The sequence below is a fragment of the Methylocystis sp. IM3 genome, from assembly GCF_038070105.1.
Lineage (GTDB): Bacteria > Pseudomonadota > Alphaproteobacteria > Rhizobiales > Beijerinckiaceae > Methylocystis.
In genome coordinates this window covers 144675-163232 of the sequence record NZ_JBBPBZ010000004.1, presented here as the reverse complement: position 1 = coordinate 163232, position 18558 = coordinate 144675, and the positions used below count along the sequence as shown (strand labels likewise).

General features: G+C 62.3%; 21 protein-coding genes. 8 read left to right on the top strand and 13 right to left on the bottom strand.

What is annotated here, in order from left to right; translation table 11 throughout:
* Positions 1–16: 16 nt before the first annotated feature.
* Positions 17–634, top strand: a complete 618-nt coding sequence (locus WOC76_RS20980) for a DUF433 domain-containing protein (protein WP_341387464.1) — start codon at positions 17–19, stop codon at positions 632–634.
* On the top strand, positions 631–1062 hold the full coding sequence (locus WOC76_RS20975) for a type II toxin-antitoxin system VapC family toxin (protein WP_341102093.1): 432 nt from the start codon (positions 631–633) through the stop codon (positions 1060–1062). The genes WOC76_RS20980 and WOC76_RS20975 overlap by 4 nt, the downstream gene beginning before the upstream one ends.
* 50 nt (positions 1063–1112) lie before the next feature.
* On the opposite strand, the gene WOC76_RS20970 is transcribed toward WOC76_RS20975, so the two are convergent.
* Together WOC76_RS20970 and WOC76_RS20965 are read right to left on the bottom strand one after the other, a co-directional pair.
* Positions 1113–3218, bottom strand: coding sequence for a relaxase/mobilization nuclease domain-containing protein (locus tag WOC76_RS20970; protein ID WP_341102095.1), 2106 nt, complete (start codon positions 3216–3218; stop codon positions 1113–1115).
* A gap of 233 nt (positions 3219–3451) precedes the next feature.
* The gene (locus tag WOC76_RS20965; protein ID WP_341102098.1) at positions 3452–3871 is read right to left on the bottom strand and encodes a hypothetical protein; all 420 of its coding nucleotides are present in this window, start codon (positions 3869–3871) and stop codon (positions 3452–3454) included.
* Positions 3872–4196: 325 nt separating this feature from the next.
* On the opposite strand from WOC76_RS20965, the gene WOC76_RS20960 reads away from it, so the two are divergent.
* The 3 genes from WOC76_RS20960 (at position 4197) to WOC76_RS20950 (ending at position 6445) form a co-directional block, all read left to right on the top strand.
* A complete protein-coding gene (locus tag WOC76_RS20960) occupies positions 4197–4730 on the top strand; it encodes a hypothetical protein (protein WP_341102100.1) in 534 nt (177 codons plus the stop codon).
* Between the two features lie 93 nt (positions 4731–4823).
* Entirely contained in the window at positions 4824–5633 is an 810-nt protein-coding gene (locus WOC76_RS20955; RefSeq protein ID WP_341102101.1) for a nucleotide-binding protein, read from the top strand.
* Entirely contained in the window at positions 5633–6445 is an 813-nt protein-coding gene (locus WOC76_RS20950; protein WP_341102103.1) for a hypothetical protein, read from the top strand. Before WOC76_RS20955 ends, WOC76_RS20950 begins: the two co-directional genes overlap by 1 nt.
* Before the next feature lie 78 nt (positions 6446–6523).
* Here WOC76_RS20950 and WOC76_RS20945 read toward each other — a convergent pair whose 3' ends face one another.
* From WOC76_RS20945 to WOC76_RS20930, 4 genes are all read right to left on the bottom strand, one after another.
* Positions 6524–6859, bottom strand: a complete 336-nt coding sequence (locus WOC76_RS20945) for a single-stranded DNA-binding protein (protein ID WP_341102105.1) — start codon at positions 6857–6859, stop codon at positions 6524–6526.
* Between the two features lie 654 nt (positions 6860–7513).
* On the bottom strand, positions 7514–8761 hold the full coding sequence (gene repC, locus WOC76_RS20940; protein ID WP_341102107.1) for a plasmid replication protein RepC: 1248 nt from the start codon (positions 8759–8761) through the stop codon (positions 7514–7516).
* Positions 8762–9285: 524 nt separating this feature from the next.
* Positions 9286–9999, bottom strand: a complete 714-nt coding sequence (locus WOC76_RS20935) for a transglycosylase SLT domain-containing protein (RefSeq protein WP_341102110.1) — start codon at positions 9997–9999, stop codon at positions 9286–9288.
* A complete protein-coding gene (locus WOC76_RS20930; RefSeq protein ID WP_341102114.1) occupies positions 9999–10337 on the bottom strand; it encodes a hypothetical protein in 339 nt (112 codons plus the stop codon). The genes WOC76_RS20935 and WOC76_RS20930 overlap by 1 nt, the downstream gene beginning before the upstream one ends.
* Before the next feature lie 602 nt (positions 10338–10939).
* Between WOC76_RS20930 and WOC76_RS20925 the strand changes: the two genes are divergently transcribed.
* Together WOC76_RS20925 and WOC76_RS20920 are read left to right on the top strand one after the other, a co-directional pair.
* Positions 10940–11422, top strand: coding sequence for a helix-turn-helix transcriptional regulator (locus WOC76_RS20925; RefSeq protein WP_341102117.1), 483 nt, complete (start codon positions 10940–10942; stop codon positions 11420–11422).
* A gap of 375 nt (positions 11423–11797) precedes the next feature.
* Positions 11798–11965: a hypothetical protein gene (locus WOC76_RS20920; RefSeq protein WP_341102120.1), complete on the top strand. Its 168-nt coding sequence runs from the start codon at positions 11798–11800 to the stop codon at positions 11963–11965.
* Positions 11966–12079: 114 nt separating this feature from the next.
* On the opposite strand, the gene WOC76_RS20915 is transcribed toward WOC76_RS20920, so the two are convergent.
* Both WOC76_RS20915 and WOC76_RS20910 read right to left on the bottom strand, forming a co-directional pair.
* A complete protein-coding gene (locus WOC76_RS20915; protein ID WP_341102124.1) occupies positions 12080–12445 on the bottom strand; it encodes a hypothetical protein in 366 nt (121 codons plus the stop codon).
* Between the two features lie 11 nt (positions 12446–12456).
* The gene (locus WOC76_RS20910) at positions 12457–13041 is read right to left on the bottom strand and encodes a hypothetical protein (protein ID WP_341102125.1); all 585 of its coding nucleotides are present in this window, start codon (positions 13039–13041) and stop codon (positions 12457–12459) included.
* A gap of 68 nt (positions 13042–13109) precedes the next feature.
* Here WOC76_RS20910 and WOC76_RS20905 point away from each other — a divergent pair, with 68 nt between their 5' ends.
* The gene (locus tag WOC76_RS20905) at positions 13110–14201 is read left to right on the top strand and encodes an acyltransferase family protein (RefSeq protein ID WP_341102127.1); all 1092 of its coding nucleotides are present in this window, start codon (positions 13110–13112) and stop codon (positions 14199–14201) included.
* 266 nt (positions 14202–14467) lie between these two features.
* Here the strand turns inward: WOC76_RS20905 and WOC76_RS20900 are convergent, their stop codons facing one another.
* The 5 genes from WOC76_RS20900 to WOC76_RS20880 form a co-directional block, all read right to left on the bottom strand.
* Positions 14468–14713, bottom strand: a complete 246-nt coding sequence (locus WOC76_RS20900) for a hypothetical protein (protein WP_341102129.1) — start codon at positions 14711–14713, stop codon at positions 14468–14470.
* 434 nt (positions 14714–15147) lie between these two features.
* On the bottom strand, positions 15148–15687 hold the full coding sequence (locus tag WOC76_RS20895; protein WP_341102131.1) for a thermonuclease family protein: 540 nt from the start codon (positions 15685–15687) through the stop codon (positions 15148–15150).
* Positions 15684–16040, bottom strand: coding sequence for a single-stranded DNA-binding protein (locus WOC76_RS20890; RefSeq protein ID WP_341102132.1), 357 nt, complete (start codon positions 16038–16040; stop codon positions 15684–15686). The genes WOC76_RS20895 and WOC76_RS20890 overlap by 4 nt, the downstream gene beginning before the upstream one ends.
* Before the next feature lie 186 nt (positions 16041–16226).
* Complete coding sequence (locus WOC76_RS20885; protein WP_341102134.1) at positions 16227–17165, bottom strand: DUF2493 domain-containing protein; 939 nt, start codon at positions 17163–17165, stop codon at positions 16227–16229.
* A gap of 333 nt (positions 17166–17498) precedes the next feature.
* Positions 17499–18542: a DUF7146 domain-containing protein gene (locus tag WOC76_RS20880; protein WP_341102136.1), complete on the bottom strand. Its 1044-nt coding sequence runs from the start codon at positions 18540–18542 to the stop codon at positions 17499–17501.
* Between the last annotated feature and the right edge of the window lie 16 nt (positions 18543–18558).

Below are 18558 nucleotides of genomic sequence, written 5' to 3'. Positions count from 1 at the left end.
GGATTAGGAGATGACCATGTCTGAAGCCATCGCGTTTACCGCCGCGGAAGTGGCATTCGTGCTTCGCGAGCCCGTGAAGAGGGTCAAGAAGGCCCTGGATGAAGGTCCCGTCCAGGCGAAGTTGGTCAACAAGGCCGGCGGCCCCGTGCGCGCGATCGAGTGGGCCGACGTCCTATACCTCTTCGCCGTGCGCACACTTCGTGACGAGCTCACGCCTAAAGCACGGAACGAATTTTATCACGCTCTCAAGGGCGTGGCAGTTGAGCGCGCACACGAAGTTCGGTTCGGTCGGCTCAGCATTGCCATCGACGACCTCAAAGCCGAGGTGCACAGCCGTGCACGCGAGCTGGCGGAACTGGCAGAGAAGATCGAATTCCGTCAGGACGGCGAAGCCGTGCTTAAGGGTACGCATGTCGAAGTCTATCGCATAGCGGCCCTCCTAGCGGGAGGGATGACGCCTGAACAGATTTGCCAAGACTATCCCTCTCTGACTTCGGAGGCGGTCGCCACCGCGAGTGCCTACGCAGACGCGCATCCGAAGGCGGGCCGGCCTTATCCGTCGAAAACAGTAAAGCGCACGATCAAGGGCGCTGGCCTTGAAGCTTTGGATGAGGTCCTGGACGAGGAGAAATGAAATTTCTGCTCGACACAAACGTTTTCCGCGAGATCGGCAGGACCGAGCCACATGCGAATGTGGCCGCCTGGCTCGACTCTGTCGATGACGCCGACCTGGCAATCAGCGCAATCACGGTCCGCGAGGTCCGCAAGGGTATAATCAAGCTCAGGGCCAACAAGCGCGGGGTGGCCAATCAAATTGAGATGCGGGTCCGAGAAATCTTGGACGCTTTCGGAGACCGAATCCTGCCGATCACCCGTGAGATCGCGGACCTATGGGGCGAGCTTCTGGCTCAAAGCGACAAACACGTAGATGATGCCGGACTAGTCGCAACCGCCGGAGTGCATGGATTGACCTTGGTTACCCGAAACGTGAGACATATGTTGGGCCGCGGTGCTACGATACTGGATCCGTTTAAGTCGCCACCGAAGATCATCAAGCCGTGATGCATCTGAAACGTCGATGATCCCTCAAACAAATCACGGTCAACGCTTACTCATTGTTCGATCTCAAAGTCTGATGTCTTGCCGGCCGCTTCCGTTTCCGCCGCAATTTGACGAATCTTTTCCATTTGTTCTCGGCGCAACGCTTCAAGCCGCGCGTCGACAACGATTGAAGCCGAGAGAGGCACCACGGCATTGGCCGCGAGCGCGCGTTGCGCCTCGGTCGCCGCATACGCGCGGGCTTGTTCACCCGCGGCGGTTCTCTCGGCTTCCCGGACGACGGCGCGAGAGGTGTCGATGTCGCGCGTGCCCGCAGGAGTCGGGTTCCCCCGCGCCTCGACACGCCGCTCGACGGCTTCGGCGCTTTCCACGAGCCTCTGCGCGCTGATCGCTTCGCGTTGTTCGACGCGAGCGATTCCCGCGGCCTGCTCCACGACGGGAGCAAGCGCGGCTTGCGAGGATTTGCCCTCAAATTCTCGCTGCATATCGACACGCGCCGCAAGCCTTTCGAGATAGCGCCCCGACTGCTCGAAAAATGCCGCTCTGGTGTCGGCTGGCAACACGGCGCCGACCCTGTCCACGGCTTCGTTCAGCAGCTTGAGGTCGGATCCCATTTGCGCGGCGGTGATCGGCATGGCGCTGTTCCTCGTGGTCTGGGTGATGAGAGCCTGATTGACGAGCGTGGCGATTGCGTGCCCGGCGGCTTGAGAGAATTGCATCCGCTGGGCAAGAGCGCTTGCGGTCGCGCTCTGCGGTTCCTCCCGCGCCAGCTGTCGCCACGTCGAGGCACAGTCGTTCGCGACGGCGAGCTGACGCTCCGAGGCCGGCATACGAATTGGATTGGTGCGCGCGATCTCGATGCGCCTGCGCGCATTGTCGATGAGCGTCTTGTTCGCCGGATCGCTCGCATAGGCGCGATCGCGCGCCTCTCGATCCGGTCGAGGATGATCGGCAGCGTCGACAATCGCCTTGTCCTTGGGGCCATAGCTCTGAGACGAGGCGCGTTCTGCGGCCGAGGTCGCAACGATCTTTAGCCCTTGCATCTGGGCGTGCTCCGCGAAGGTCTCGCGCCAATGTCGAAAATCCTGCGGCCCTGGATGAATTTTCACGCCCTCGGCGTCGCGGACAGCGACGATCACATGGGCGTGGACATGCCCAGCGTCAGCCTTGTCGGTGTGCACGCCGAACATGAATTTGTGCTCGGCGAACTGCTCGTGGACGAAGCCGCGCACGGCAGTTCTGAAGGCGTTGACGTCGACGCCGGCCTTGGCGGAGACGATGAGGTGCATCGTGTCGCGCGGCTTGAACGAGCGCAGATCGCGCCGCCAGGCGCGCGACTCGGCTTGAATTGCGCTCGGGTCGTCGAGGAGGGCCCCGCTATCCGAAACCGCCGCGCCGCGCTCCTGGAGCCGCGTCAGGCGATCGACGACGCTCGACGGACCATTTCCGGGCGCGCCGGGCTCAAGCGCGATCCGATGCTGGCCGATCCCGGTCGCCGCCTCGACGCGGGCCTTCATCCGTGCGTCGGATTTTGGCGCGAAGACGCGGGCTTCAAAACCCTCGGCCGCGCCGACCTGGCGCTCGGCGACAGAGAAACGCTCACGCCTAACGGCCTCGCCCTCGGCAAGCGTCCCGGCGAAGGCGACGACAGCTCGTGCCTCGATGGCGCCGTCCTTCAGAACCTCGATCCGGTAGGCATAACGATGTCCGACGAAGGCGGCAGCGAGCGACGTTTCGAGGGTCTGGCGATCGACCGACGTGTCCTTGAGGCCCATGATCTGAAAGCGCACGCCGGCGACGTCCTGGCTTTCCTCACGCGGCTCGAAATCCTTTGCCCATTCGGCGATCTCGGCGTTGATCGCCCTGCGCCCCTTCAACTCGACGCCGTCCTGGGTTTCGAGAAGGGCGTCTTCGCGATCGATATAATTCGCGGTCGCCGAGGCTCGCGCCGCGCCATGCGCATACGAGACGACCTTGACGACTGCCGGTTGATAGCCTTGCGCCAAGGCTCTCGCGCGCGACATCAGCGGCGCGCCCCGGCCGATGACGGCCGGGGAAGACGCGACGTCGGCGCTTCGTCGCGGCGGCTTTCCGCCCGAGGCGGAGACTTGCGGCAACCGCCGTCGCTTCTCTTCGTCCTCCCCGCCTGTGATGGTCATTCCGCGCAGAACGCGGTCCGCGGCCAGGGCACGCGGGGCTGGCTCCAGGGCCGAGACCCGCGAATGCTCCGATGAGGAGGCCGTCGACGGCCTCAGTCCTACGACCCTATCAGGTTGCTCCTCGAGTCCTCGCTTCTCCCGCGCCGCGCGTGAACGCCGAAATGCGCCCGCCGCCAGAGCCAGCCGGTTCATTTCCGCCACAAGGGAGGCGCGGACGTTCGCTCGAGCCTCGCTCACGACGCCTCCGTCCCAGGAAGCGGCTTTAGGCCCGCGGCGCGCCGAACCCGCGCGCCATAGGCGGCGGTCATCTCGTGCACGAGCGCGTTGATCTCGGAGAGCGCCCGGTGGGTGGCGACGAAAAGTTCCTTGTCGTCGGCTAGCTGCGGCGCATAGCCGAGATTAATGCCTTTGACGATCTGCGCGATGTTGCGCCCGCAGGCGCGCAGCTCCCGCGTGGTTGCTGCGAGCGCCTCGCCGTTCTCGACGCTGAGCGCGGGCCCGACGTCGATGGACGCGCGCACGAGCCGGCGCAGCAGGTCGGACTTCCCGAGTCCGAAGATGGCGCAGGCTTGCTCGAGCCGCGCGAAATCCTCCGGCGAAAAGTCCGCCTGGACGCGATGCTTGGCGATGTCGGGCTTGTGCGGACGGGGCACGGCGATCCTGGGGCAGGGAAAGGAAGGCGGGCGCTTTTGCTTCTTGTATATTTTATACCATACTCAAGAAACCGGTATCTTGTCAAACCACAAAAGACCCTAACCGCCTATCAATCCCTTCCTTATCAGCACACTATCGCATTTTTGTCCCGGCCGCCGCGTCTCCTCCTTCGCGATCGTTGTCTCACTTTACACTTTAGCATATTGTCAGAGCGCTCGGGCGCGTTCCCGAAATGTATCGGCAAGCGTATCGCGCACGCATCGCGACAGTGAGTCGACATGTCTCGCCGATGCCTGAGCACAATGTCATGGAGGATTCACGCGCATGACGGCGAAACACACCGAAGCGAACTGGGCGCAAGCCCTCGCCGATTTGCGCGAGGCGCCCGTAAAACCCCCTGGCGCAAAGAGCCTCAGACAAGCGATCGAAGACGCGATAGACGATGTCATTTCCTGCCGAGAACGGGGGCATACGGACAGCGATATCGTCGCGATATTCGCGCGAAATGGAATCCAGATGAGTCTGCATACATTTCGGCAATATGTGCGGCAGGCCCGGCGCGCGAAGGCGCAGCAAGCATCAAGCGGAAAGAGCAAAGCCGAGCGCGCATCCAGTGCACAGAGCGCTGATGTCCACGACAATGTGCAGATGATAAAAGCCGAAGACAGGCGCGAAACGGACGCGACAAGGCCGGAGCCGCCCGTGGCGCAACGCGTCGATGCGCCCGTTGCGCCGCCGACGCGATCGCATGCGCATACTGCTGCGGCGCCGATTTCACAGGTGGTCGCAAAGCCACAGAAGCAAACGGGAAAGACGGCCGCAGAGGTGCTCGGTCACCGCTTCAACGAAGACGTCTAAGAGGAAAAGCGACGCGCCTCGGCCTCGGAGGGGGTAGGCGCTCAGAAAGTTCTTCTTTATAGTTTAGGAGAATGTGACCCCTGGAGGCCATGAATGGCGTTGAACGGCAAGCGGCGGGTGGCGTTGATCGCCAATGAAAAAGGCGGCGTTGGCAAGTCCGTGTTCACCCGCGCTTTGGTGGATTGGCTGCGAACGCAGGGAGAGCGCGTCCTAGCCTTCGACGCCGATGGCTCGATCGGCGCAACCATCCGCGTGCTCGGGACGCGCGAGGCTGAAGGGGCCTTGTGCAAGAGCCAGGACCCCGCGGTCGGGATCGGCTTCTACAATGGCCGCAGCGATAATGAGCGCAACATTCTGCTCGACTCGATCGCCTCCAACGATCCGCTTTACATCCACGATCTCGCTGGCGGCCTGCTCGCCGACTTAACGAAGATCGTCGACGATGGCGAGGGGCTTTCTGGCTTGCTCGACGCCTTCGGGACGCATGGCTGTCGGCTGACGGTGTTCCACGTGATCTCGCCCGACATCGGCTCCGCGCAGTCCGTCGCTCGCTGGCTCGATCTCACGGGCGCGAGCGTCGACCATGTCGCCGTCGTCAATCTGAAGCACGGCAAGCCGCCCGGCGACTTTCCCTTCTGGTACGGGTTCCGCGACGCCAAGGGCGAGAGCAAGGGCGGCGGCACGCGGCGCCGCCTGCTGCAGGAAGGCGGGATCGAAATCGAGTTTCCGTCGCTGCAAAGCGGCACTTTCGCCAAATTAGACGCCGAAAACATCCGCTTCTCGCAGGCGCAGGCCGTTGGTCTGCTAACGATCACCGAACAAGCCCATGTCGCCAAGTTCCAACGCGACTTCGCGGGGATGATTGCCCCGGCCCTACCGCTGCTCGGCGTCTCTGGCGCCTGATGGATGAGGGCGCCAAATCCCGATTCCAGAAAGCCGCGGATGCTCTTGGCCTTGACCCCACGATCCGCGAGGCGATGTGGCGGCGGATCGGCGATCTACAGCTATCCCCGGATGACCCAACCGTCGTTTTTCTTGCCGTCGCCGGGGTCCTCGAGAAGGCTGCGGTCGATATCCCGGCGGCAGTCTCTGGCTTTCCACAAAAGGTTCAAGACGCGGCGAAGGAAGCGGTCAAGCCGTTGACCGACGCAGCGGTGGCGGCCGCGCGAGAAAACGTCGCGGCCGAGATCGTGAGAATGGTCGAGGAGACCAAGGGCGACGTTCGGCAAGCGGCGACGAATGCGCTGCGGGAGTTGTCCAGCCCGCAGGAAGGGCAGGCCCGCCTTTTCCAGATCGTGGGGCTGTGTCTCGCGGTCGCGCTGGGCGGCGGATTGGGATATGCCGCGGGTCGCACGGAGGAAGCGCAGCTCCGTCATGGGACAGAGACCCTCACCGCGCGCGCAGACGCCGACAGCTGGCTCGCCTTGATGCGGGCCAATGGCGATCTGACGAAGACCCTTCGCGACAACTGTGACGGCGGTAAAGGCGTCTATGCCGTTCAAGGCGTCCGCGCCTGCGCGCCGCCGCTGTGGCTTGATGCGCCGCCCGGCGCGCCGGCGAACGCCGCAGGACGGGGGCTCTCCGTCATGGGTTGGGTCGCCGGCCTGCCTGCCGCCGTCTGGGCGACGCTGGGTCTGGCGGCTGGCGTCTTTATGAGGAGATTCCTCGTAGAATTCCGGCGCAGCCGCTCGGTGAGATGGCTCCTGGATTTGTGAAGGCAATCGGAAAGCACGAATTGAGTTGCGCTTCGTCGTGCCGGAATTGGGCCGCCCCAGAGGAGCGGCCCTTGCGGTTTAGGCCGCCGCTGATTCAGCGGCCTTCTTTTTCGGGGCGCGGCTGAACTCGTCGCAGATGAGCTCGACCACATAGACCGTCTCGCCGTCGCGCTTGAAGCTGTTCTGGCGCAGGCGGCCCTGCACGCGGACGTAATCGCCGGATTCGACGTTCTCGGTCACATATTGACGCGTGTTCTTGTCAAAAATCACGATCTCGTTCCAGTCCGTCTCGTCCACCCATTGGCCGTCCTTCTTGTAGGAGGCGTTGGCGGCGATCGACACGCGGATGTTTTTCTCGAAGGTCTTGGTCTTGCCGACGCGGCCGAGGATGTGGAAGCGGGCGAAGTCGAACATCGTCTTTCTCCTTTTATCCGCGAAGGAGCCATCCCCTTCGCTTATGTCGCGCCAGACGGGCGGCACAGGGCCTGGCAGAGCCCGAGCTAGAGGCGAGGGGCCAGCGAAGCGCCGCGCCACGCCCGGCGACGGAAATTTTGAAAGGGCGCTTGCGCCCGAGCGCGAGGAATTGCCGCTGCAGGCGGCAAGGGGAAAATTTTCGACGCCAGTGGCCGACGCCACGGCCCGCCGAACGTATGCGTCAATGACTTAAGCGAAAGGGGAGGCGTCTTGGAGCTTTAGGGAGAAAGCGTTCGACGTTGTCGCCAGTTCTCGTGAGCCGTCTCGGCGATGACCTTCGATATGACCGCATCGATGGCGCCTGAAGCGGCCAAGATCGAAGATCGACATTGGCTGAACGCTGATGGAACGGTTCGCCTTCGTGTTTCGACCTTCGCATCAATGTGAGCTCCGATCGATCCAGCCAAGGATCCCAACCGCGCGGGGGCATCGCTTAGCACGGCTCAAAAGGCCTAATGCGGTCCTTGGTCTGGGTTCGGCCTTCGATGAGATCGTCACGGGCGCCTGCATAGAGACGACCCAGAACGCGGACAGACGGCTGAGCGCTCCCCCGAGAAGGCCGCACGTTAGGCGGGAGCATCCGCCACGTAGGCGTCAGCGCCAATTGCGCCCGCGCCGGCGCTGCATCGCGATCAATTCCTTCTCGAGTGGATGGCGGCCACGCTCGATCTCGCGGGCGAGCATGACGAACAGCCCTCCCGGAGAGCGTATCGGCGTGCCGCCGCGCTGTTCCCCATCGGCATGTCGCTGAACGACAAAGAGACCAAGTAGGCCAGCGTTGATGACGCCGAGACGCGTCCCCGCCGCATCAAAGGCGTGCCGAGCGAGCCCGCAGGCCCGAATAAATTGAGCGCCCAGGGTCGCCGCGCGCTCGATCGTCGTGACTGTTCCCCACTCGGATAGCTCGGGGCAGGCGGCGAGCCAGAGGGCGAGATCCTTGGGGATCGCACGGTCGACCGGCCCCGGCGTCCATTCGTTTCGCCGAACGTCATTGCCCCTCCTTTCTCGAAAAGCCTCATTGCTGGAATCGTCGCGCGGGTCGGATGGCGGCGGGGAGCCGTGGCGAGGAGCGTTGCAATCTTCGATAGAGGGTTTGGAATTTTGCTCTGAGTGACGGCCAGCATGGCCGGCAGAGCCGGGCGTTTGAGTGGAAGGATCGCTCCGATAGCGGATTTCGCGAACTTCCTCGGCCAACGCAACATAGGCTTCGATCGCCGCGGCGTATTCCTCTGGCGCGGCGGCTTTCGAAGGCCGCGCCACGACCTTCGCGCTCGACAGAATTTCCGCATGGACGCCGGACGGATCCTCGGCGCACAGATCGACCAAAGCGTTGCGGGCGGCCGTGAGGTCGTCGCGCAGCTGCCGGCGCACTCGATCTTCAATATCGAGGGCGCGAGCACGCTCCGCAAATTCCGCGGCGCGGGCGTGCAGCGGCGTCAGATCGAAGCCCCGCGCGTCGACGACCTCGCCTTCGGCGTTCGAGATCGGGAAGCGCTTCCCGTTGGCGCTGTCGCGCATCAAAATCAGACCGCGCTCGCGAAGCTTGACGATCGTCCGACGGACCGTGCGCTCGCTCATGCCGGTCTTCTTCTCGATCTGCGCGTTCGACGGCCAACAGAGCAGACCATGCGCGAGCTGCTGCTCGCCAAAGCAAACCGCGAGGCACTCGACCAGCTGACGTTCGCTGCGGTCGAGCGCAAGCGCACGCACGGCGTCGCGCACGGCTTTTAAAAGCTCCCTGCGCGAGACCGCGAAGAGCGGCGCGTTAAAAAGCTTGCCAACGCGCCAGCTCGTCGCGGAATCGCGGCGGCGGCCCGTCGCGTTCGATTGGGCAAGAGTCATCCTTTGCTCTCCGCGCGTTAAGCGGAAAGCAGGCAAAGAATTTCCGTGGCGCGAAACGCGCAAACCTCTTGCGTAATGAGAAAAGCCCGCTAAAATTCCAAACACGGTTGGTGTTTGGCTGTGAAGGGATTGCCGTCCCTTTTAGCGAGCTGTTCGAGAGGTCCGGCCTTCGCGCCGGGCTTTTCTTTTTTGGGGCCTGCTTCCCTCCATGCGATTCTTGGGACTACAGTTTATAGTTTAGTAGAATCGGAAAGGCCACCCGGCAGCTCCCCCACCGGGGAAGTATGGTCGCGCGCAGAGGCGCGTCGATGGGCGCGCTGCCACAAAAAATCAGCGAAAATTCGAAATCCCCCCCGCCTGACGGGCGAACCCGATTGAACGCGGCTATATCAAAGGCCGCGAATCCGCGTAGCCATGTCGGTGAGACATCTGCTAAAATAGGACATTTACACGCCAACGCGTGCCAACCCGGCGCCTCTTCGGGCAACGGCGCGGATTGACGCCCGCGCCGCCAAATGCGCCGCTCAGATTTGCGTCGGCATCACGACAATGTCGCTGCTGGCGAGCGCGGGCGGCGCGCCCAGGCTCGGGAGCGTTGTCGGGGCGCTCGGCGTCGCCGAGGTCGCCACCACGCCGCCGGCGGCGTCGGGACAGCTCGAATTCGAGCCTGAGGAAGAGCAGTTGCTCGTGGCGGAGGCCAAAAGCGAAGGATCGCTGTGGAGCTTTCCGTAGGCGTTCTGCACGCCTCTCGCCCAGCCGGCCTGCTCGCCCGGACGCGGCGAGCCGTTGTAGCACGCCGAGAGACAGGAGAAGGCGGTATCGCCGCACTTGTTGTCGCATTGTTTGAGCAGCTTCATGCCGCCCATGATGTTCTGTTCGTTGATGTCGCGGTTGTAGCCGAGGCTGTTTCCAGTTCGTTGCGTGAGCTGCATCGGACCTTTGACGCCGGTGTCGGATCCCGCGCAGGAGTTGAAGCCCTCCGACTCGTGATAGGAAACCGCCAGCGCGAGATCAACGGGCACGCCCTGCTGCTCAGCGGCTGCGGTGATCATCGCGACATTGTTCGGCTGGTTGCCGATCGCCTGCTGTAACGAGCCAGGGCTGAACTGGCCGAAGCCCTTTGAACACAACTGGCTGAGCGGCGTGTTGTTTTTGAGAAGATTGTCGCCGTTGGGACAGTCGCTCGCGAAGGCAAGTGTCGAGGCGAGCGACACGAAAAGCAGAGCGGCCCGACGCATCATCTCGCCCCGCAATAATCATATCGAACGCCGTTCATGGAGAAGGCGTTTCGCGACAGGACCGCGATCGCCACGTCCTTCATCGTCTTGGACGGGTTGCCCTGGATTTGCGCTGTCGTGGGATAGTTTGCTCCTTGTCCCTCAATGCAGGTCTGACGATAGCGCACGTTTTGGGAGAGCGCCTGGGTGAGGCATGCCTGGTAGTGCGGCGAGAAATTCTTGCCGTCGAAATCGACCGTGCCGCCGCCGCCAAGGCCGTCGCATCCAACCGTCGCGGCGACGTAAAGCCCCGGCGCCAAACGGTCGCGATCGTCGGCAAGCGCTCTGTTCCAGGGCACGGACAATATGATGCATAAAGACGCGCAAATGCTCAGATAGCCACGAGATTTACCCTGATGAACCCCGCTAAAATGAATGGGTGCTAACGCCCCCTCTCGCCAGAGAAGAAGTCGCGACATGATCGGCCTCCTGAAAATTTGTCCGCAAACGGCCTGGCTCGGAGCATAACGCACCGAAGTTTCTTATACTATACTCTTTAATAGAGTATCGACAGCCGCTCACCCTGCTTGCATAGGCGGCATCGGAGGCGAAGCGGTTCTAGGCCACGCCCGAGCATTGACGGCTTTGCCCCTGCGAGCAACCTGTTCGACAGACCGAAGCTTCAGCCCTAAAATTCAGAGGCTTACAGCCTCCGAGGCGAGCCCTCGATCGACTCCCACAACGCCCCGTGAGCTTGTGAGGCCTTACCGGGAAAGGGCGGGTGGAGAAGACAAAGGGCGGTCCAAGCTTTGCCTTGCCATAAAGGATAACTCAATGATCTTCTGCCAGGAAAGAATATGATATATTTTAGGCGAAAGCCTGACGGTAATGTGAGTCGCTCGTTTCGGGCTCGGCGCAAGGCGTCATGGTCCGTCATTCGGGGAGAGGAGATAAAACAGTTATGGCGATGCCCAAACAGCAAGAAGGCGAAGACAGGGATTCTGTCGCGACCGCCTTGTTCGCCATTATCTTGCAGCGGAAAGCCAAGGAATATCCCAACCTCAAAACCTTCCTCGACAAGATCGGCATGTCCATGGCCGCCTACTACAATTTGGAAAAGGGCATCGGCAATCCGACGTTTTGGACGATCGAACGGACCGCCAAAGCTCTGGACCTCACGGTTTGGGACATGCTCGGCATTGACGAGAAGGTCATGCGCGCCTGGCTCGCCGGCCAGAACATCGATCTCGACCGGCTGACGCAAAGCGTAGAGGCGCGACGCCAGACGCGGTCAAAATTTGCCGCAGATCAATTCGCAATCACCCCGCCGGCGTCGAAACCCGCCGAACGACCCGCCGAGGCGAAACCGTCCGCCGTCGACAAGCCCGCTTCGGCGTCGAAGGCAAAGTCGACACGAAAGACAAAGTCGCGCAAGAGAGCCTAACTTCCGACAAAGTAACGCAGAAAATGGCTCCGGTCGCGCCAGCTGCTTTAGCCAAGCGACTCTAGCTGAGCCTTTCGGAGCACGAATGTCGCCGGCGCCAAGCTTTGTCGGCTGGGAGAGGCTGCGCCAAGTCGGCAACAGGAGAGGAGACCACAACGAGACAGGTTGTTCTGGCTACCGGAGCACAGACGCCCGCAGAGGCGCTTCTCTCGGGACTTGCAGTGATGAATCGCTTAGGCCGGTGTTGACGGCAAATGGAGGCTAAAAATGATTGCTTCTTCTCCCATGTTGGAACAAAGCGCAGAGAAGACGCGATCCGCCGAAGAGACCGCCAATATTCTGAATGATCATTTCGGCCCAGACGAATGCGACCGATTGGCGTTGATCGCCATGCTGATCGGAAAGGCCGTTTACGAAAAGAAACCGGACGAAGCCCTGTTCTGGTGCTCCGTCTTCGCGCGACGCGAACGCAATGCGCTCAGCCAAGCGACGCGCCAAGAATTGCAAGCGTTGCTCGACGATTCCACACGTTGGCTATTCTGAACTCTTCGAAAGCCTTGACGGCGGCTGCGATGCCTCTCACCGGGCAGGGCGCTTGGCGCCGCGCCGAGAAGAGAGGCTGAATTCCTGGAATGAGAGACAGTCGTCGACACGCGCTCAGCCACGGCGGTTGTTGATCCACCACGCCTCGACGCTCTGCCGATGGCGCTCGGCCGCGAGTCGGCTTGCCTCTTGTGCGACATGCGAAACGCGCCTGTCCTCTTCAAAAAACTCGATGCGCCGCGCCTCCTCCTCTGCAAATCCTCGCCTCTCGCGGCGCCAGCGCAACAGGGCTCGGCATAACGCCTCCGACAGGACCCCCGCGGCAAGGCTTGCAAACGCGACCACAAGCCCGACGCACCAGGCCGCAAAACGCGCATCGAGCGACGTGAACGGAATGACGAACAAGCTGGCGAAAGCCAGAAGAAACAGCCACTCCGACCAGTAGTAGATTGCGTAGGAAACGGCGTAGATCCGTTGCATCGTGAGAGGCCTCAATCGGGGTAGAGCGGCACGCTTTGCGAACACTGCTCGACGACACGGCGCCCCAGGATGACGCCAAGCCTGATCGATTTCGTGAGAACATCGTAGGATGTGTATGAGGCGGCGTAAGACAAGTTCGCCATGGTTTTCCGCGCCCCAGCGCCTGGTTCGAGATAACAGCCTTTGGCCTCTCTGAGCGTCGTCGAGCTCCCATTCCAAACAGCAAGCCGCATCGGGCACATCTTTACCGAAAGGTCGCTGCTCGGATCTCTCGCCACGGCGACGCAAAGGGTGGCCGTATCGAGAATGCTCAGGAGCGCGACCTTATCGCCGCCGCGCACGAGCGCATGCGCCTCGCGCACTGGCGCATTGCCGAGCAGAAATCGGCGATCTCCCGCGGCGAGATAGCGGCGATTGTTGCTCTGGATGACGTCGGCCCATAGGTCGGCATAAATCCGATCTTGGGGCCCCGGAATTTGCAGGTCGCGATAAACGATCGGCCGCCAATTTTCCGGATGGGGCGTGAGCTCCTGCGCTTGGGCCGTCGCCGCCGCGAAACAAAGCGCCGCCGCCAGCAGAGCGCGTCGGCGTTTCAAGGCGGAACGATTTGGCGGCTGAGGCACTATGGTATATTATATAGTGAAGGCGCAAAGGCAAGTCGCTCATGGGGCCAAATTTCGATCGCGTTGCGGGGCGGATCCGCGCCCTCGATGAACTGCGCGGCCTCGCGATCCTGGCGGTCGTCGCGTCTCACATTGGTCTCGTTTTTGGGCCCGACCTAGCCGCAGCGCGCGTCTTGAGCGTTCCAGCGTTCGGCGTGGGCGTCGACTTCTTTTTTGTCATTTCGGGATTTGCCGCCACCGAAAGCGCGAGGCGTTCGCACTTGGAGGCAGATGGCGCCTTCTGGAGAGACGCGACTGCGTTCTGGAGCCGACGAATTCTTCGGATTAGTCTGCCGGCCTGGGCGGTGATCGTCCTGATCGCACTCTTTCAGGCGTACGGGATTTCGCTGGGCGAAACAGCAGACGATTTGAAAGCGGCCGCCGGCTTTTACGCAAATCTCTATTGGGCTCCCTGTTTTGATGGCGCGGCCGGCTGTGGCGCACCGACGGCCACCTCGCATTTCTGGTCGCTCGCGAGCGAAATGCAATTCTATGTGTCGGTGCCATTCCTGATCGCGCTGAGCCCTAAACTGACGGCCGTGGTCTGCATGACGACTCTCGTCGCCGGGGCCGTGAACGAACGCCCCTGGGGCGGCTTTTGGTGGACGTTCCGCCTCGACGGCTTCGCTGTGGGCGTCTTGCTGTCGCTCGGCCTGGCAAGGCGATGGCCCTTGCCGCGCTTTAGCAAGGCCGTCGCCGCTTTTTGGCTCGTAGCTGCGTCAATTCTCGCGCGCGTGTTTGGAGCTTTGGCCTCAGGATCGTCGATCACCATGGTCGCGATCATATTCGGACTTGTCGTCGCCTCGGCCATCGAACAAAGACCTGAGCCTCAGGGAGGAAGCGTGCTCCAAAGACTTGGCGAGCTATCTTTCTCGATCTATCTCGTGCATCTCCCAGTTATGTCTGGGATCCATCAGGCGCTTGGCGACCTGGCGCCACCGATCCTGGTTCTCAGCATTGCAGCAGGTTTAACCGTGGTTCTTGCTTTGCTGCTCGAAGCTATCCTGACAAGGCCGGCGCAAATTCTGGGAAAGCACTTCTCGGAATGGGTGTGCGGCCGAGCCGAACGGATGCTGGCGCGGGTCGCACTGTGACGGTACATAAGGAAACGGGCCTCAGCGTCGTCGCATTGCGCCTTCGGGCCCCCCGCAGAAAAGTCTGGGTCCTCCGCAGCCGTACATGCGATTTTCTGATCCACCAATGTCGGTGTCGGGAGTTCAACGTTGCGAGCACAAACGCTTGATGCGCGGCCCCCTTCGGTCGAGGTTCCTCCATCCGGGCTCCGAAAAGCTTCCGCGCCCGTCGAGCGCCAATGACGTCGATCGCGTCGCTGGGCCAGGAAGAGTCGCCCTGCAACGGGTCAGTAGGGCGTCGTGCGCTGTCCCCATGGCGCCCAAGAGAAATAATCCTTCGGCGAGGATTCGGGAGCAATCCACGGCGCCTGGGCTTGGGGCGGCGCCGTTTGCGCCATCCGCCATGCGCTGCGCTCATCAAAGAAGTTCACGGTTTCACGGAACAATCGACGATCCTTCGAGTCGAGGAAATCCGTCGCGCAGTGCACGACACGTCCGCGAGGCGGTACAATTCGTCCGGTGATGTCGTCCAAGGCGCCCGAGCGACAGGCGAAGAGCCGGACGCGAACGGGCCCGCGATCAGAGCTCTTGGGATCGCCACCGATGAGGGCCAAAGGAGCGCCGCCGGACTGCTCGCTCGACGCCCAGGAGCGTTGAAAAGCGTAATTTGCCTGGGCCTGGGTGGGATAGGCGACACGGCTTGCCAGAACTGGCGCGAAAGCGTCCGGCGCGTCGGCGTATGCGAGACGGCCGGGAACCACCTCCCGGGGCGCGAGAAGTCGATCGCGCGCCGGCGCCTCGGCCATAGAAGAATATTGAGCCCTTGGCGCCTCGCAGCCGGCGAGGCCGCCCAAGATCAAGGGAGCGATAAGAAGGGCAGCGCGCGCGGACATCTCTCTACCATATAGTATGATAGAGGATCCTAACCCTATTTAGAGCGCGAGATCAAGCCGCTGGCCGTCCTTGCTCAGCGGCTTGAGGCCGACCCTCCAGCCTGCTTCGCCCTCAAATCCCAGGGCATCATAAACTGACTGGACCATAATCCCCTATATTGCTTGCGAGCCTGATCCTGCAGCTGGCTGTAGGCGCGCACCTCCTGGCCCTCGGCAATCGGCAAGACAATCGCGAGACCTTCTTTCAGCATGTCGGCCGCGAGATCCTGATGCTCTGACGACGCGCAGCGGGATAGAAGCTGGCCGGCCGTTTCCCGCAACGCGTTGCAGGACACCCATTTGGCGAGGGTCGCGTTCGTGAGCCAGGCGATCGCAACGGCGCCGCAAGGCCAGGATTGACGATTCAAATTCGCGGTCTGCGTCGGCAGGCAGGACTCGATGCCATAGAGCCGGTACTCTGCTCCGGTCTCTATGTCGCGAAAAGACGTCGCGTCGATCACTTCGACACGCATGGGCGTCGATTGCAGCGCGCTCTGCGGCGTGTAGACCTCAGCCCTGGCGACGCTCAGCCCGAGGCCAACTGCAACCAAGGAAATCACCCTTTGGCGGGTCATTCGGGAACGCCGCCGCCGGCTTCTGCTCGCGGTGGGTGCGCATCAATGCGAATGATTTCGAGGTCGGTCGAATAGACCCGGTCGCCGCCTTTCTCGTAGGAGTTTGATCGGATGCGGCCGTCAATCGTGACCTGATATCCTGGCTTTACCTGCGCCAAGACAAAGTCGCCAATTTTCTTGTTAAACGTATAGGCGGTCAGGAAATCCGTTCGCTTCTTTCTCTCTCCTGTTTCGCGATCCGTCCAAATATCGTCGACTGCGACCGTGAGGACGGTCTTTGGGGCGTTGTCGCCGAATCGACGTGGATTTTGCGAGACGTTTCCGGAAATGATGAAGAGATTTCGAGAGGTCATGGCGCTTGCGTCCGCTGCTGCATGCTATACCATACAGTTTAGCATAGCATCGTAACATTCGGTAGGCGCTTTCCATGCCTCTGGGCCATGGTCATGCTTGAATCCGTCAATGTCCAAGACGCGATCGAGCGTCGCATGACTCGAGCAAATGTTGTCGTGGGATCTCAACGAAACGATAGACGGCGCTCATGCGCCGCCGTCCTCAAACTGCCACACCGGGATGCCGAGCTTGCGCGCCTTGTCGGCAAGATTGGCGGAGACGCCCGAGCCAGGAAAGACGATGACGCCGATGGGAAGCGTTTCGAGGATCTGATCGTTGCGCTTGAACGGCGCCGCCTTGGCGTGGCGTGTCCAGTCCGGCTTGAACGCGATCTGCGAGACCTTGCGAGCATTCGCCCAGCAGGACGCGATGAGTTCAGCTCCCTTGGGCGAACCGCCGTGCAACAGCACCATGCCGGGATGTTTGACGAGAGCCTTGTCGAGGCGATCCCAGATCGCGCGATGGTCGTTGAAGTCGATTCCGCCAGTGAAGGCGATCCGTGGGCCGGCCGGAAGGAGAGGCTCGGTGTCGGCGCGGCGCTTGGCGGCGAGAAAATCGCGGCTGTCGATCATCGCGGCCGTCAAGGATCGATGGTTGACCTTGGAGCCCGAGCGGGGGCGCCAGGAGGAGCCGGTGTGCAACTCGAAGGCGTCGGCGGCCTGGTCGCGGAAGAGCTCCAAACTGTCGCGGCGTTCGAGCAGCGTTTGCCCTACGCAGATCAGGCGCTCGAGCTCCACCGAGCGGATTTCCGAGCCGTCCTGTTCCTTTTGGCTGCGCCGCTGCGCCTGCTCGTTGTCATCGAGTTCTCGTTCAACCCGAAGGACCGCCCGGTGGAAGAGGTTGACCGTGGACCAGAGCAGTTCCTCGAGATCGGGCTCGAGGCGCGTGTCAGTCAACGTCGCGAGGAGGGCGTCGAAGATGTCGGCGACGGCGCCGGTGATCGCTGAAGCGTCTGGCAACGGCCGGGGGTCAGGCTCGTCTTGGAACGGGCGGTAGCCGTAGAGTTGGAGTTCGGCGAGAACGCGCTCGGTCGAGGTAGCGGCAGGAATTGTCCCGATGCCTTGGTCGTCGTGATTGGTCGTCATTGGCGCTCTCCTTCGTCGGATCGGCCGCGACCCTCGCGGCCTTCGTGGCGACAGAAGGCGTCGGGCGGGACCGGCTGGCACCGGGCGCGCAGCGACCGGGCGCAGCGTAGCGAAGGATGGCGAAGTGCCGGCTATTTTGCCTCGCGATGTAAAGCGCCCGCAGGGCGCGACGGAAAATAGCCGGCCGCAGCCATTGCCCAAGCCGGCGCGCCCGACGCAAGGGTCGCCCTCTCAGAAGGCCGGGACGCGGCAAGCTCCGACAAAAGGAAAGAAAGCGATTGACGCAAGGCGCGAGGGCAGGGGATAGGGCGCGGGCTCCTTCGTGAGGTGGCGTCACGGTGACAATCTCATGAACCGGTCAACGTCCTGAGGCGCGAGGCGACCTCTGAGCGCCGCGTGCAGCCCTTGTGCGCCAATGCGGCGCAAATCGTCGTTGAAATCGCCCTGTTCGGGGGTGAGGACGATCGCCTCGATCCCCTCGGCGGTCGCGCGGTCGATAAGGCTCGCCGAAGCCCTTTCGCCGGCGGAGTCTTTGTCGCGCAGGACATAGAGGCGGCGCAGTCCCTTCGGGAACAGGACCGCGGCGAGGTGCGCGGAAGAAAGCGCCGCGATCATCGGCATGAGGGGCAGTAGACATCGAACCGACATCACGGTTTCGATCCCTTCGCCCGCCGCCATCACATCGAGCGTCGCGCCAAATCGGACGCCATTGCCAAGCAGCTCCCCCATGGCGCGTCGTGGGGAAATGATCGGCGCTTTGCCACGCCCCGACCTGTCGAGCCATGTGCGATGCACGCCGGTGATCTGCCCCTCGAGGTTAGTAACCGCCGCGATCATCGCGGGCCAAGTCTCAGAGGCCGATCCGCTTTCCGGTCGATAGTAACAGCGTGGATGGAATCGTAGACTTTCGAGATCCGGTCGCGCTGAAATCCCGCGATGACGCAGATAGCGCTCCGCCAACGTGCCCGCGATCGGCCGCGACATAGCGAATAGACGGCGCGCTGAGTCCGGCAAGCCTGTCCTTCGCTCCGTGCAATTGAATGCTTGCTGGGGCCGTGGTTCGTCGCGGGGCAGGCTTAGGAAGCGCCGCGCTTCGTCGAGAACCTCGGAAAAATCATTCAACCCGACGCTTTGGCGGATGATGTCAAGCAGGTCGCCATAATCGCCCAAAGCCGCATCGGTCCAATTTCCGGCGGCGCCCTTGCCGCTCTCCGGACCTGTCAGTCGAACGAACAGGCTCCGGCCAGGCGCATTACGGGCGTCTCCAACGATCCAGTAACGGCCATGGCGGCGGCCGTTCGACAGATAGTGCCGGCAGACCGCCTCAGCGTCCTGCGCCAGGCGATGCGCCAATTCCGACGCAATTGAACTCGACACGGCGCGTCCTCCAAGA